Source organism: Halomonas flagellata, assembly GCF_022487945.1.
In the GTDB taxonomy this organism is placed as follows: domain Bacteria; phylum Pseudomonadota; class Gammaproteobacteria; order Pseudomonadales; family Halomonadaceae; genus Halomonas; species Halomonas flagellata.
The window spans coordinates 122,166-135,348 of the sequence record NZ_JAKVPY010000009.1 but is presented as its reverse complement, the minus strand read 5'-3'; the positions used below and the strand labels follow the sequence as shown (position 1 = coordinate 135,348).

The 13,183-nt window shown below is 69.7% G+C and carries 12 protein-coding genes and 1 tRNA gene; 9 read left to right on the top strand and 4 right to left on the bottom strand.

Features of this window, described 5'->3' with window-relative positions:
• Nucleotides 1-25 precede the first annotated feature (25 nt).
• Nucleotides 26-805 carry an NRDE family protein gene (locus MKP05_RS09755; protein WP_110282162.1) on the bottom strand — a complete coding sequence of 260 codons (780 nt, stop codon included), beginning with the start codon at nt 803-805 and terminating at the stop codon, nt 26-28.
• Nucleotides 806-928: 123 nt separating this feature from the next.
• Here MKP05_RS09755 and MKP05_RS09750 point away from each other — a divergent pair, with 123 nt between their 5' ends.
• From MKP05_RS09750 to MKP05_RS09725, 6 genes are all read left to right on the top strand, one after another.
• Complete coding sequence (locus MKP05_RS09750; protein WP_240568117.1) at nt 929-2,314, top strand: response regulator; 1,386 nt, start codon at nt 929-931, stop codon at nt 2,312-2,314.
• A gap of 98 nt (nt 2,315-2,412) precedes the next feature.
• Entirely contained in the window at nt 2,413-3,192 is a 780-nt protein-coding gene (gene lgt, locus MKP05_RS09745) for a prolipoprotein diacylglyceryl transferase (RefSeq protein WP_240568116.1), read from the top strand.
• Nucleotides 3,193-3,381: 189 nt separating this feature from the next.
• A complete protein-coding gene (locus MKP05_RS09740; protein ID WP_240568154.1) occupies nt 3,382-4,221 on the top strand; it encodes a thymidylate synthase in 840 nt (279 codons plus the stop codon).
• Nucleotides 4,218-4,751, top strand: coding sequence for a dihydrofolate reductase (locus MKP05_RS09735; protein WP_240568115.1), 534 nt, complete (start codon nt 4,218-4,220; stop codon nt 4,749-4,751). Before MKP05_RS09740 ends, MKP05_RS09735 begins: the two co-directional genes overlap by 4 nt.
• Before the next feature lie 102 nt (nt 4,752-4,853).
• Nucleotides 4,854-5,879, top strand: a complete 1,026-nt coding sequence (locus tag MKP05_RS09730; protein ID WP_240568114.1) for a ProQ/FINO family protein — start codon at nt 4,854-4,856, stop codon at nt 5,877-5,879.
• 515 nt (nt 5,880-6,394) lie between these two features.
• The gene (locus tag MKP05_RS09725; protein ID WP_240568113.1) at nt 6,395-7,459 is read left to right on the top strand and encodes a porin; all 1,065 of its coding nucleotides are present in this window, start codon (nt 6,395-6,397) and stop codon (nt 7,457-7,459) included.
• A gap of 222 nt (nt 7,460-7,681) precedes the next feature.
• Here the strand turns inward: MKP05_RS09725 and MKP05_RS09720 are convergent, their stop codons facing one another.
• The 3 genes from MKP05_RS09720 to MKP05_RS09710 all read right to left on the bottom strand — a co-directional run bounded on the left by MKP05_RS09720 (nt 7,682) and on the right by MKP05_RS09710 (nt 9,698).
• Nucleotides 7,682-8,290, bottom strand: a complete 609-nt coding sequence (locus tag MKP05_RS09720; protein WP_240568112.1) for a hypothetical protein — start codon at nt 8,288-8,290, stop codon at nt 7,682-7,684.
• A gap of 52 nt (nt 8,291-8,342) precedes the next feature.
• Complete coding sequence (locus tag MKP05_RS09715) at nt 8,343-9,437, bottom strand: type 2 periplasmic-binding domain-containing protein (protein WP_240568111.1); 1,095 nt, start codon at nt 9,435-9,437, stop codon at nt 8,343-8,345.
• A 184-nt stretch (nt 9,438-9,621) separates the two neighbouring features.
• A tRNA-Arg gene (locus MKP05_RS09710) sits at nt 9,622-9,698 on the bottom strand.
• Between the two features lie 106 nt (nt 9,699-9,804).
• Here MKP05_RS09710 and MKP05_RS09705 point away from each other — a divergent pair.
• Genes MKP05_RS09705 through MKP05_RS09695 form a run of 3 tightly spaced genes read left to right on the top strand, consistent with a single transcriptional unit; the run spans nt 9,805 to nt 13,183 of the window.
• Nucleotides 9,805-11,331, top strand: coding sequence for an amidase (locus MKP05_RS09705; protein ID WP_240568110.1), 1,527 nt, complete (start codon nt 9,805-9,807; stop codon nt 11,329-11,331).
• Between the two features lie 32 nt (nt 11,332-11,363).
• Nucleotides 11,364-12,173 carry a methyltransferase domain-containing protein gene (locus MKP05_RS09700; protein ID WP_240568109.1) on the top strand — a complete coding sequence of 270 codons (810 nt, stop codon included), beginning with the start codon at nt 11,364-11,366 and terminating at the stop codon, nt 12,171-12,173.
• Entirely contained in the window at nt 12,170-13,183 is a 1,014-nt protein-coding gene (locus tag MKP05_RS09695; RefSeq protein ID WP_240568108.1) for a methyltransferase, read from the top strand. The genes MKP05_RS09700 and MKP05_RS09695 overlap by 4 nt, the downstream gene beginning before the upstream one ends.

Here is a 13,183-nt window from a genome sequence, read left to right as displayed (position 1 = left end):
GAGCTTCGAGTTTCGAGCTTCGAGCTTACGCCTTCCGGCTCGTCGAGACCCGCAGCTCGTTCTCCCCCAGCGCCACGCCCCCGGGGCCGAAGCGCCGCTCGCCGATTTCTATCCGCCCGTCGGCGTGCCAGGCGAGCCAGCTCATGGCGCGAGTGCCGTAGTCCTGTCCGACGATGAAGGGGGAGGAGAGGCGGCGCTCCAGCTCGAGCCCCACGCCGGTCTCCGGCAACTGGTCGTCATCGGCGGGGTGCGGGTCGCCCAGGGCCGCCAGGGCGTCGTCCGGCCAGTGGCCGTGGCGCACGCTGGCGGCGACCCCCTGGCGAGCGGCAATCAGCTTGGGCCAGGGGGTGTCGAGGCTGGCGTTGGAGAGCCCGTGCAGGCCAGGCGGCACCGCCTGCAGCGTGAGGCCGTCGAGGCCGCGGTGCAGATGCCAGAGCCGCTCGCCGTCGCCGGCCAGCAGGTTGAAGCCCGCATAGTGGTGGCCCTCGCCCGAGGCCAGCCGGTCGAGCCAGGCCGGCAGGTCGTCGCATTCCAGGGCCGCACGGACCAGGGCCCCGCGGCTGGGGGCGCCGGATGGCACCTTGAGGCGTGGGTCGCGCACATTGGTGACGGCGGCGAAACGGCCGCGGCGATGCACGGCCAGCCAGGTGCCCCCGGCCTCCAGGTCGCGTCCCCCGATGATGTGGGGGGCATCGCTCCAGGTGGCCAGCGGCGCGGCGGGGCGGGCGTGAAACTCGTCACGGTTAGCCACCAGGCGCAGCGGGCAGGCGCTGCCGGGGCGATGGTCGAAGGCAATCAGGCACATGGCGGCAGCTTAGCGTCCCGGTGCGCCGAGGGGAAGCCTGTCGAGCAAGATCGCCGGCGTCATGACAGGGGCAAGCCGGCGGCGTACACTCGTGGCATCATCGCACCTGTTCCCGGGAAGACAATGCGAGTCGAATCAAGCAAGGAACGCCTCTGGTCACGACTGATCCGACCCATCCTCTGGCCCGTGCTGCTGGCCCAGGGTGTCCTGGTGGCACTCTGTCTGATCGTCGGCGTGCTGCTGTGGTGGATGATGCCGTCCCATGCCTCCTGGAGTACCACCTTCTGGCTGATGCTGGCCTTGCTGCTGGGCAGCAGCATGAACGTGCTCGTCTTCCTGACCCTGCTGCGTCAGCGCCTGGCAACCTGCGAGACGGCCCTCGACGAGCAGCTGGCCACCGGCGAGCGGCACCTGACGGCGTCCCGCCCGGACCTGCTGGCCCCGGAAGCCTTGCCGGAAGGCGCCTCGACGGAGCGCGATCCGGCACGGCGCCTGTCGCGACTGCTCGATGGCATGGCCGCGCTGCTCGATGAGCAGGCCAGGGCCCCGCACCTCGAGAGGATGCTGGCGGCCAGCAGCCGGCCGGCGTTGCTGGCCACCCGAGGCCGGGTGCTGGTCGCCAATGCGGCCATGGAGGAGTTGCTGGAGCAGGGCGGGTTGCGCGGGCTGGCGGTGAGCCAGTTGCTGCCCGTCGACGAGTCGCAGAGCGATGGCGAACGGCTCGTGGTGCGTCCCCAGGGGGCCAGGAGCCCGTCATCACGCTGGTTGCAGGTCCGCCTGGAGGACGACCGCGGGCATGCACTGGTGCTGCTCGACGACCTCGAGCACCGGGAGCGGCGCCTCGACCAACTGCTGGTCGGGCGGCAACGGGCCCGGGAGGAGTCGCGGCTCAAGTCCGGCTACCTGAGCCACCTGCGACGGGAGATGAAACCGCTGATGGCTTCCCTGGGCGAGGTGCTGGACCAGGATGCCGCTTCGGCCCGGCGCGACGGCGCCGGCCGTTCGGCCGTGCTGGAGCTGCGCGAGCGGCTGACCGACATTTCGTTGCTGCTGGCCAATCTGGCCGGCGAGCCCCCGGCGCAGGATGCGAGGGCACCGGGTCGCCGGGCCGTTCGGGTGCTGATCGTCGATGACGGGCCGGTCAACCTGATGCTGGCCCAGCAGGTGCTGGAGGGGCAGGGGCTGGCGGTGGAGACCGCCACCTCCGGGGCGCAGGCGCTGGAGTGGCTCGCTCGCGCGTCCTTCGACCTGGTGCTGATGGATATCTTCATGCCCGAGATCGATGGGGTGGAGACCAGCCTGCGCTGGCGCGAGCAGGAGGCCGCCCGGGCCGATGGCCGGCGCAGCGTCCTGGTGGCACTGACCGCCAATGCCAGCGACGCCGACCGGCGCCGCTTCCGCGAGGCAGGCATGGACGACTATCTGGCCAAGCCCTATCGCCCCCAGGCGTTGATCGATATGGTGCGGCGGTGGCTGCCTGATACCCGGGAGGAGCGCGAGCCGTCGTGAGTGTGCTCGTGACCCGACCCATTCCCCGCGTCCTGCCTTCGTCGCCCCACTGGCACTGGTGGGGCTGAGATTTCTGCTCTGAGAACCCGGAACCTTCCATGATCGACTATCCGACTATCGACCCGGTGGCCATCTCCCTGGGACCGCTCCAGGTCCACTGGTACGGCCTGATGTACGTGATCGGCTTCGTCGCCGCCTGGTGGTTGGGCAGGCGGCGGGCCGCCCGCATCGGCCTGACCCATGACGACGTCGGCGACCTGCTGTTCTACGCCGCCCTCGGCGTGGTGCTGGGCGGCCGGCTGGGCTATGCGCTCTTCTACGGCATGGGCCAGTGGCTGGCCGACCCGCTGTGGATCTTCCGGGTCTGGGACGGGGGCATGAGCTTCCACGGCGGCCTGGCCGGGGTGCTGCTGGCGGCGCTCTGGTTCGCCCGGAAGAAACGGCTGGCCTTCTTCACCCTCACCGACTTCGTGGCGCCGCTGGTGCCGATCGGCCTCGGCGCCGGGCGCATCGGCAACTTCATCAACCGCGAGCTGCCCGGCCGGGTGACCGAGTTGCCCTGGGGCATGCCGTTTCCCGGCATGGGCCCCGAGCCGCGCCACCCCTCGGCGCTGTACGAGGCCTTGCTGGAAGGCGCGGTGCTCTTCGCGGTGCTGTGGTGGGTCTCGGCCCGGCCACGCCGCCGCGGCCTGGTCTCCGGGCTCTTCCTGCTGCTCTACGGCGTGTTCCGCTTCGCGGTGGAGTTCGTGCGCCTGCCCGATGCCCATATCGGCTTCATCGCCTTCGGCTGGGTGACCATGGGCATGCTGCTCACCCTGCCGATGATCGCCTTCGGCCTCCTGCTGATCCTCTGGTCGCGCCGCCAGCCGATCCCCTGACGGGGAGTCATAAGCCATAAGCTTTAAGCTGGAAGAGCGCCGCTTCGCGGCTGGAAGCTTGAAGCCCCCCTTGACGCCAGTGTCGGTGGGATCACGCAGTCTTCCAGCTTCCGCCTTACAGGGATGCCGGGTGCCATGTAAAATGATGGGCCCCATTTCCCAGTCGTCGGAAACGCCGTGACCACCGAGATGCCTTCCCCTCCGGAACAAGCCGCCCTCGAGCACCCCGCTCTTGAACAACCCTATCTGGACCTGATGCGCGCCGTGCTCGAGCATGGCGTGGAGCGCGACGACCGCACCGGGGTTGGCACGCGCTCGCTGTTCGGCCACCAGATGCGCTTCGACCTCTCGCGGGGCTTCCCGCTGGTGACCACCAAGAAGCTGCACCTGCGCTCGATCATCCATGAGCTGCTGTGGTTCTTGCGCGGCGACACCAACATCGCCTACCTCAGGGAGCACGGGGTGCGCATCTGGGACGAATGGGCCGACGAGAACGGGGATCTCGGCCCGGTGTACGGCTACCAGTGGCGCAGCTGGCCCGACCCCCGTGGCGGCCACGTCGACCAGATCGCCAGGCTGCTGGAGCAGATCCGCGCGAATCCGCGCTCGCGGCGGCTGATCGTCTCGGCCTGGAACCCGGCGCTGGTCGACGAGATGGCGCTGCCGCCGTGCCACTGCCTGTTCCAGTTCTACGTGGCCGAGGGGCGGCTCTCCTGCCAGCTCTACCAGCGCAGTGCCGACATCTTCCTCGGCGTGCCCTTCAACATCGCCAGCTACGCACTGCTGACCGCGATGATCGCCCGGGTCAGCGGGCTCGAGCCCGGCGACTTCGTCCACACCCTGGGCGATGCGCACCTCTACCTGAATCATCTGGAGCAGGCCGAGCTGCAGCTCTCCCGCACGCCCCTGGCGCCGCCGCGGCTCCGGCTCAACCCCGCGGTGCGCGATCTCTTCGCCTTCCGCTTCGAGGATATCGCCATCGAGGACTACGCGGCGCATCCCCATATCAAGGCCGAGGTGGCCGTATGACCGACGAGACCCTGGTTCCCATCGCGATGATCGCCGCCCTGGCCCGCAACCGGGTGATCGGCGTGGACAACCAGCTGCCCTGGTACCTGCCGGAGGACCTCAAGTTCTTCAAGCGCATGACCCAGGCCAAGCCGCTGGTGATGGGGCGCAGGACCTTCGAGTCGATCGGCCGCCCGCTGCCTGGACGCCTGAATATCGTGGTGACCCGCGACCCCGACTTCCACCCCGAGGGCGTGCGGGTCTGCCATGATCTCGCCTCCGCCCTGGCCCTGGCCGACCAGCAGGCCACCATCGATGCCAGTGACGAGATCATGGTGATGGGCGGTGCCCAGCTCTATGCCCAGGCGCTGCCGCTGGCCTCGCGGCTCTATCTCACCGAGGTCGATATCGAGGTGGAGGGCGACGCCCGCTTTCCCGAGCTGGACATGGCCGACTGGGAAGAGGTGCAGCGGGTGCCCGGCGAGCCCGCCGACGGCCAGCCGGCCTACAGCTTCGTGCACTACCGCCGACGCGACGACGGCATCCCCTAGGGTCGCCATTCAACGACATTTGTCATGGCCCGCCATCTGGCACAGACTTGCAGCTGAATGCGCCATACCGAGTGACGACGAGTTTGCCTGGAGGGTCAGGGTTTGATCGAGGAACGCTCATACCGTCTGCTGGCGGCACTGGAGAACCGTGCCGAGACCTTGCTGGCTGCCCTGCACGAGGCCCGCGTGCAGCAGTCGGCCATGCAGGCCCGCCTGGCCGAGCTGGAACGCCGCCGCAGCGAGCTCGAGGCGCACAATGCCGAGCTGGTCGCCCGGGCCGAGGAGGCCCTGGCCAGCCAGCGTGGCGTGGTGCAGCGCTGCGACGAACTCGAGCGCCGTCTCGCCGAGCTGGAGGCGAACCGCCTGGAGCTGGTGGAAGAAAACCGCGAGCTCGACGAGCAGAACCGCGAGCTGGAGGAGCACAATCGCCACCTGCACGACAAGCTCGTCGCGGGCGAACCGGGCGGCGGCTTTGCGATGCCGGCGCGCCGCGCCCAGGGGCTCTCGGCGCTGATCGGCCACCGCCCCAGGGGAGCGGCCCGCACGATGCCCGACGCGCCGCACGAGCCGGGCCCCGGCCAGCCGGCCGAGGCCGAAGCGGCGGCGGGCGAGCCGGCACGCAGCCCCCAGAGCGACCTGCCCATCGGCGAGGCGCCGTCGCCCCAGGCGCTGCTCGCCGAGTGGTACCAGCGCTACGCTTCGACCTTCTTCAAGGGGCATACCCGACCGCTCAAGGTCGGTATCCACGAGGAGCTCGCCGCCCGGGAGCCCTGGCCGGAGAAGCTGGTGCGCCGGGCGCTCGCCTGCTACGTCAACCTGCCGCGTTACCTCAAGTCGGTGCGCGAGGACGCCGAGCGCATCGACCTCGACGGCCAGGCCGCCGGCCGTGTCGACGCCGAGGCCGCCGAACACGCCCGCAAGAAGCTCGAGCAGTTGCAGGCCAATCGTCGCAAGCCCCGGGCCAAGCCCCAGCGGCACCCGGCACGGGCCGAGGGGCGGCAGGCCCCCGGCGACGCCTCCCCGCCCAAGAAGCCCGGTCGGGCGGGCGCCGAGGCGTCGGCCGCCCAGGCGCCGGCCACCCTGGAAGAGAAGCTCTCCGCCCTGCTGGCCAAGCACAACGGCCGCTGACCCCCGCCGCCCTCGTCCCCAGGGCTATCGCAGATAGCCGCATGGCTCGGGGCTGATCCCCCGGCGCCCCTCGCTACAGTCAACTGCGATAGCCCTGTCTTCGTCCCGCCTTGACTTGCCACCGTCATATTCGCAGGGCATCATAAACCCGCTCATCGCTGCCTGGGCTGTATTCGGTCGACTCGCGTCGGCCATGCCGGCAGCGGCGGCCGGCCAGCCGGGAGGGCTCGGCAGGCCGCCAGCGCATGGGAAAGTTCCGTGGATTCGGTACGCCTCGAAGGAAAACAGTGTTTTTTTCTTGTTGCGTTCCCGAAAATCCCGGTATAGAGTTCCCCTGCGAGCATTGGACTATAACAAGGCTTCGCTGAGGTGGTGCCGCGCCACCTGCCATCCTCCCGGGAGGGAGTCGCGCAGGAAAGGTGGAAAAAGAGCATGCCCGGCAAGCCGGCTGCATTCACTCCGGTGAATCGTGCAGTAACGATCGAAACAGTAAGCTAGTCAAAGGAACTATCGCGATGAAAAAGACACTGTTAGCGACTGCTATCGCCGGCGCCCTGGGCGCTTCAGCTGCCGCTCAGGCCGCTACCGTCTACGACCAGGACGGCACCCGTCTGGACCTCTACGGCCGTATCGCCCTGGGTGTCCAGGGGGGTGGTGAAGAAGTCAACGAAGCCGGCGAGAAGATCAACGGCTCCGAGTTTGTCGACGTCTTCTCCCGCTTCGGCCTGCGCGGCAGCCAGCAGCTCAGCTCCGACCTGACCGCCTTCGGTAACTTCGAGCTGCGCCCGCAGCTGGACGAAGTGAACCGCGATGGCCAGCAGGTGCGCAACAGCTTCCTGGGCCTGCGCAGCAACACCCTCGGTACCCTCCAGGCCGGTAACTTCGACAGCTTCTACCTGAATACCGTCGGCGCGCCCTTCGATGTCTACCTGAATCGCGGCTACGAGTTCACCGGCGGCAGCCACCAGGCCCGCGGCGACTCCGTCGGCTACATCACCCCGAACCTGGAGGGCTTCCAGGTCTTCCTGATGGGCAAGCACTTCAGCGGTAACGGTAACGAGGCTGGCTCCGAGGGCAGCAACTCCTCCAAGATCAACACCGCCGGTGGTGCCGTCTACGAGACCGGCCCGCTGCGCCTGGCCCTGGGTTACGCCGAGGATCGCGAGAGCACCGGCGGCATCGGCGAGAACATCTACGGCGGTACCGCCTCCTTCGAGTTCGTGCCGGGCTTCTCCGGCCGTCTGGGCTACGAGTACCAGGCCGAGCTCGAAGACAAGATCGGTGTCGGCATGACCTATGCCGTCGCCGACTGGGCCTTCAACCTCGACTACTACCGCATCGAGTCTCAGGGCGACTTCAAGGCCGCTCAGGAGGCTGAAGGTCTGAGCACCAGTCGTAACTCCTGGGCTGCCGGCGCCTACTACAAGGTCTCCAGCAACTTCGACATCTTCGCCGAGGTCCACGAGTCCGACCAGGGCACCATCATCGACAGCGACACCACCGGCAGCGATTTTGCCGACAACCTGAGTGATGTGCGCGACAATGTCTACTGGCTGACCGGCGCTCGCTACCACTTCTAAGCGGCCCGCCGCTTGATCTAGCGATACCCCTCAGTACACAGAAGCCGGCCCCTCGAGGGCCGGCTTTCTCGTGGGCGGGTGTCGAGAAGATGAGGGGAGAGACGGGACAGGGGCCATCCGGCCTGGCCATGCGGGCAACAGGCGAGCTTGACCTGCGCGATCATCTGGTTTCCGATGCCCATACGAATCGGTATTCACTAACGCACCCGGGAGCGGCGTTTGCTATCTCGACTCCGGTTTCTCCTCCGCTCGGCTCTCTCCCTCCAGGGGCGGCTGATGATCGGCCTGGCGGCCACCTGGATGATGGTGGCCCTGCTGATGCTGGGCAGCGGCCGGCTGGCGGGGCAGAAGCTGGTACGCCAGACCAACTTCACGCACCTGAGCTACGAGCCGCACCTGATCGCCGAGGAGATCACGGTCCAGGTCGATGACCGCCTGACCGCGCTGGAGCGGCTGTCCAGCAGGCTCGACGAGGCGGCCCATCCCGGTGACGAGGCGCCGTCCGACGAGGAGGCACTGCGCAGCGAACTGCGGCACAACGACGCCCTGCTCGAGTGGTTCGACGGCCTGGTGGTAGCGGATGCCGAGGGCGAGATACTGGCCGACTGGCCAGTGGTCAGGGGGCGCACGGGCCTGTCCACGGCCGAGACCGAGTATTTCCGTTTCGTGAAGAGTGTGCGCCGTCCCTATGTCAGCGAACCCTTCATCGGCCGGGCCAGCGACATGCCGCTGGTGATGTTCGTGGTGCCGCGATCGCAGGACGGCGAGTTCGCCGGCTTCGTCGGGGGCTTCGTCAACATTCACTCCGGGGGCCTGTTCCAGCTGCTGCACCGACGGCGTCTCGGCTCGGGCGGCTTCGCCGCCGTGGCCTGCCGGTCGGGGCTCACCCCTCGAACTCGGTACCGAAGCGCCTGCCGAGCAGGTCGCGCAGGAAGTCGAGCACCTCCGGCGAGGCGGCGTCCATGGCGGCCTCGAGCTGGCCCAGGTCGTCACCACGCATTATCTCGTAATCCTCGAGGACCTCGGCGCTGGCCGCCTGGAATGACGGGTCGTTGGCCATGGCCTCGACGCCTAGGTGCAGGGCCCGCATGGCCTCCTCGGGGATGTCGTCGTGGGTCCAGAGGGTACCCCGGGCGTTCTGCACCAGCGACACGGTGACCTTGAAGGCCTCCCAGACGATGCCGGAGGGCATTTCGCCGTGTATCTGCTCGTAGAGTTCGGGGGCGGTGATCAGCCCCGGCAGCGCCGGGTCACGGACCGGGTGGCCGTCCCCGTCGATGTAGCCGATCGCGTAGAGCGGCATGGCACGGCCCTGGTCGACCAGTGGCGCCACTTTCTCGAGGTAGAACGAGGTACTCTGGGTGTTGAGCATCAGCTCGCCGCGCTCGAAGGCGTTGCGGGTGGCGCCGCGGCTGCCATAGCCGGGCACCGCCCGGTAGTCGATGCCGAGCAGCTCCAGGGCCACCAGCGACTCGAGCAGGCCGATCGGATCGGTGATGCCCTTGGTCAGTGGACCCTGGGCCTCGAGCACTTCGCTGGGCTCCTCGATACCCACACGGGTGGAGATGGCGGTGACATGACCCATGGGGGCGGCGACCACCGGTTCCAGCGCGTCGAGGTCGAGGCGCAGGCCTCGCAGGCCGAGGATGGCGCGCAGGTTGAGGTGGCCGGAGGCGGCCAGCAGGGTGGTGCCGTCGTGGTCGACCCGTTCGGCGAACTCGTTGCTGCCCAGCAGGCCACCGACATCGGTGATGTTCTCGGCCACGATGGTCGGCTCACCCGGGATGTGTCGTCCCAGGTGGCGGCTGATCAGGCGGCCGAAGGTGTCGGTGTTGCCCCCCGGGGAGAAGGGGATGATCATGCGGATGGTCTTGCCGGCGTAGTAGTCGTCGGCGGCTGCCTGGGCGGTACTCGGCAGGCTGGCGGCGAAGAGTACCATTCCCGCCACGAGGGCGGGCAGGAGACGGAACTTGACCATGTGACGGGCTCCGGCGAGGCATGGCGGTCCTGTGCTTGGTTGCCCCGAGTGTCGCTCCAGCCACAGGGGCTGGGAACAGCATAGGCAGCGGACTAGGCGATCACCAGTACGTGGTGCGCGGCATCCGGCCCGAGGTTGAGGCTGAGGGTGTAGGCTGAAGAAGGAGGCCGCGACCGATCGAGGGTGGCGCCCTCTGCAGGATTCGAACCTGCGACCTGCCGCTTAGGAGGCGGCTGCTCTATCCTGCTGAGCTAAGAGGGCGAAGCGCGGCGCATTATAAGCGTTCGCGCGAATGAGATAAACCCGTCGGCTCGGGGCTGGCGCTCTCGAGGGATCCGAACGAGAGTCAGGCGGGAAGGGAGATGCCATGGAGCCGAGCGAGTATCGCGCCTACGATGGCCTGGGGCTGGCGGCACTGATCCGTCGCGGCGAGGTGAGCCGGGAGGAGGTCTTCGCGGCGGCCTGTGCCACCATCGAGGCGGAGAATCCACGCTTGGGTGCGGTGGTGCGCTGTCGCTTCGAGCGGGCCGAGCAGGAGGGGCGCCGGGTCGATCCGGGGTCGCCCTTCGCCGGGGTGCCGACCCTGACCAAGGACCTGCTGATGGCCATTGCCGGCGAGCCGCTGGCCTTCGGAAGCGCGGCCCTGGTCGACTGGCGGGCGCCGGAAGACGCCTCCCTGGTGCGTCGCCTGCGCGAGGCGGGACTGGTGATCCTCGGCCAGACCGCGACCCCGGAGCTGGGGCTGATGGGCATCACCGAGCCGCGGGCCTTTGCCCATCCGCTGAACCCCTGGAAGCCCGGGCACTCGCCGGGGGGCTCCAGCGGCGGTGCGGCTGCGGCGGTGGCCGGCGGGCTGGTGCCCCTGGCCATGGCCGGCGACGGCGGCGGTTCGATTCGCATCCCGGCGAGCCACTGTGGGCTGTTCGGCTTCAAGCCTTCCCGCGGGCGGGTGCCCCTCGGCCCCCAGTACGCCGAGGTGTGGCAGGGGGCGGTGGTGGAACACGCCCTGACCCGCAGCGTGCGGGACAGCGCGGCGCTGCTCGACCAGATCAACGGCATGGACGAGGGGGCGCCACAGCCGTTGCCTCGCGAGGAGGGCTTCCTGGCCGCCATCGCCAGGCCTCCCGCGCGGCTGCGAGTCGCCGTCTCCCTGGGCGAGCCACTGGGGGCGCCGCTGGGCACCCGGCTCGCCCCCGAGGTGCGACACGCCGTGGAGCAGGCCGCCTACCGCCTGGAGGCGATGGGCCACGGGGTGGAGTGGTGCGATCCGCCCGCCGAGGGCGAGCGGCTGGCCGACAGTTACCTGACCCTCTACCTGGGCCACCTGGCCGCCGACCTGGCCTGGATCAGCGAGCAGACCGGCGTGCCGGTGGGGCGGCTCGACATCGAGCCGTCGACCCGGGCCATCGGCCGGCTGGGGCGCTGGCTGTCGGCGCGGGACTATGAGCTCGCCAAGCGTTACTGGAACCGGGTGGCGCGAGCCATGGGCGAGTTCCACCGCCGCTTCGATGTGCTGCTGTTGCCGGTGGCGGCGACCCCGGCGCCGCGCCTGGGGGAGCTCTATCCCGATGCCGGCAAGGAGCGGCTGATGGCGCTGCTGACGCTGCCGGGCGCCGCTCCCCTGGCGCTGAAGGCGGGCATGCTGCACCGCCTGGCCAAGGAGGCGCTGTGCCGTACTCCCTTCACCCAACTGGCCAACCTCACCGGTCAGCCGGCCATGTCGCTGCCGCTGCATGTCACCCGGGACGGCCTGCCGGTGGGGGTGCAGATGATCGGCCCCATGGGCGACGAGCGTCGTCTGCTGGCGCTGGCCGCCGAGCTCGAGGCCGACAGCGGCTGGGGGCATCGGCTGCCCCGCGCGGCGAGCGGTGAGTCGCGGGCCGATCCCGGGTAGAATGGCCGACGAATCCGCCCGATGAGGCCGGCATGTCCGATACCCCTTCGCCCCTTTCCCCGGCCGGCGACCGCCACTTCGATGGCCTGGCCGACAAGTTTGCCGACAGCCTCTACGGCGCGGCCCGTGGCGAGCTGCGTCTGGCACTGCTCGACCGGCTGCTGCCGGAGATGCTCGCCCTCGACGCTCAGCCGGTGCTCGACGTGGGCGGCGGCCTCGGCCAGCTGGCCGCCTGGTTCGCCGGGCGCGGCCATGCGGTGACCCTGGCCGAGCCCTCCGGCGAGATGCTCGAGCGGGCCAGGGCGCACCTGGCCGGACAGCCGGTGAGCCTGCTCCAGGTCCCGCTGCAGGCCCTGCCCGAGTGCGCCCCCGGCCCCTGGCGGCTGATCGCCTGCCATGCGGTGCTGGAGTGGCTGGCCGACCCGCGCGCGGCGCTCGCCACCCTGGCGGGGTTGCTGGCGCCGGGCGGCCAGCTCTCGCTGATGGTCTTCAACCGCGACGCGCTGCGGATGTCCAACGTGGTCAAGGGCAACCTGGAGAAGGCCCTGGCCGACCGCCTCGAGGGCACCGGCCGGCGCCGTCGCTTGACGCCGATCTCGCCGCTGACCCATGGCCAGATCGAGACCTGGGCGGCCGAGAACGGGCTGGCGATCTCGGCAGTCGCGGGCATCCGCGTCTTCCACGACTATCTGCGCCAGCCACCACCGTCCGATGCCGACCGGGCACGCCTGCTCGCCCTCGAGCAGCGCTACTGCCGCGTCGACCCCCACTGGCGGCTGGGTCGCTACCTGCTCTACACCCTCGAGCCTTCCTCGATCCGACCCCAGGAGCCCCTTGCATGAGCGCCGAGACCCCTGTCTGCCAGTTGCTGGAGCGCCAGGCCCTCGACTACCGCGGCTGGTGGTGGGTGGGACCGCCACGGGACGGCTGGCTGGAGGCGGGCGAGGGCGCGGCGGTCAGCGTCGACGCGGCGGTGCTCGAGGCCTGGCGCGCCCGGGGCCGGCCGGCCTTCTCGCCCTTCGATGACGGCCTGCCGGCCACGGCCGGTGCCGGCGTCCCCGGGGTCGTGCTGTTCTGGCCCAAGAGCCATGCGCTGGGCGAGTGGTGGCTGCTGTGGCTCTGTGCGATGCTGCCGCCGGGCACGCCGCTGCAACTCGCCGGCGAGAACCAGGGGGGCATCAAGCGGGTGCTCAAGGTGTTGGCCGCGCTGGGACTGGGCTGCCGCAAGCGCGACACCGCCCGGCGCTGCTCGCTGTTCGAGACGCGCCTCGGCCGGGTCGGCCTCGACCCCGAGGCGGCCTGGTCGTCGTTCGAGGCCGAGGGGCTGACCCTGGTCAGTCACCCGGGCGTGTTCGGCCACGGCAAGCTCGACGACGGCACCCGACTGCTGCTGGAGCGGTTGCCGGCGGTGCTGCCGGAAGGGCAGGCCGAGGTGTTGGACATGGGCTGCGGCGACGGCATCCTGGCCGCCTGGCTGGCCCGGCGCGGGGCCCGGGTCACGGCGGTGGACGTCAACGCCTGTGCCGTGGAGGCGACCCGCCGCACGCTCGCCGCCAATGGCCTGGCCGGCGAGGCGCGGGTCGGCGACGTCTACGCCGCACTCGGCGAAAGGCGCTTCACGGCCATCGTCAGCAACCCGCCCTTCCACCAGGAGCGGGCCATCGACTATGGCCCGGCGGCGCGGCTGATCCTCGAGGCGCCCGACCACCTGCGGCCCGGTGGCCAGCTGGTGATCGTGGCCAACGCCTTCCTGCCCTACCCGGATCTGCTCGAGCGTGCCTTCGGCGGCTTCGAGATCCTTGCCGACGACAGGCGATTTCGTGTCTATCAGGCGGTGAAGCCCCTGGGCTGA

What these genes read in the sequence shown, in the direction of transcription:
- MKP05_RS09695 (WP_240568108.1), top strand. Translation starts at nt 12,170, where the DNA reads ATGAGCGCCGAGACCCCTGTCTGCCAGTTGCTGGAGCGCCAGGCCCTC.
- MKP05_RS09715 (WP_240568111.1), bottom strand. Translation starts at nt 9,437, where the DNA reads ATGGTCAAGTTCCGTCTCCTGCCCGCCCTCGTGGCGGGAATGGTACTC.
- MKP05_RS09705 (WP_240568110.1), top strand. Translation starts at nt 9,805, where the DNA reads ATGGAGCCGAGCGAGTATCGCGCCTACGATGGCCTGGGGCTGGCGGCA.
- MKP05_RS09700 (WP_240568109.1), top strand. Translation starts at nt 11,364, where the DNA reads ATGTCCGATACCCCTTCGCCCCTTTCCCCGGCCGGCGACCGCCACTTC.
- lgt (WP_240568116.1), top strand. Translation starts at nt 2,413, where the DNA reads ATGATCGACTATCCGACTATCGACCCGGTGGCCATCTCCCTGGGACCG.
- MKP05_RS09740 (WP_240568154.1), top strand. Translation starts at nt 3,382, where the DNA reads ATGCCTTCCCCTCCGGAACAAGCCGCCCTCGAGCACCCCGCTCTTGAA.
- MKP05_RS09725 (WP_240568113.1), top strand. Translation starts at nt 6,395, where the DNA reads ATGAAAAAGACACTGTTAGCGACTGCTATCGCCGGCGCCCTGGGCGCT.
- MKP05_RS09755 (WP_110282162.1), bottom strand. Translation starts at nt 805, where the DNA reads ATGTGCCTGATTGCCTTCGACCATCGCCCCGGCAGCGCCTGCCCGCTG.
- MKP05_RS09750 (WP_240568117.1), top strand. Translation starts at nt 929, where the DNA reads ATGCGAGTCGAATCAAGCAAGGAACGCCTCTGGTCACGACTGATCCGA.
- MKP05_RS09735 (WP_240568115.1), top strand. Translation starts at nt 4,218, where the DNA reads ATGACCGACGAGACCCTGGTTCCCATCGCGATGATCGCCGCCCTGGCC.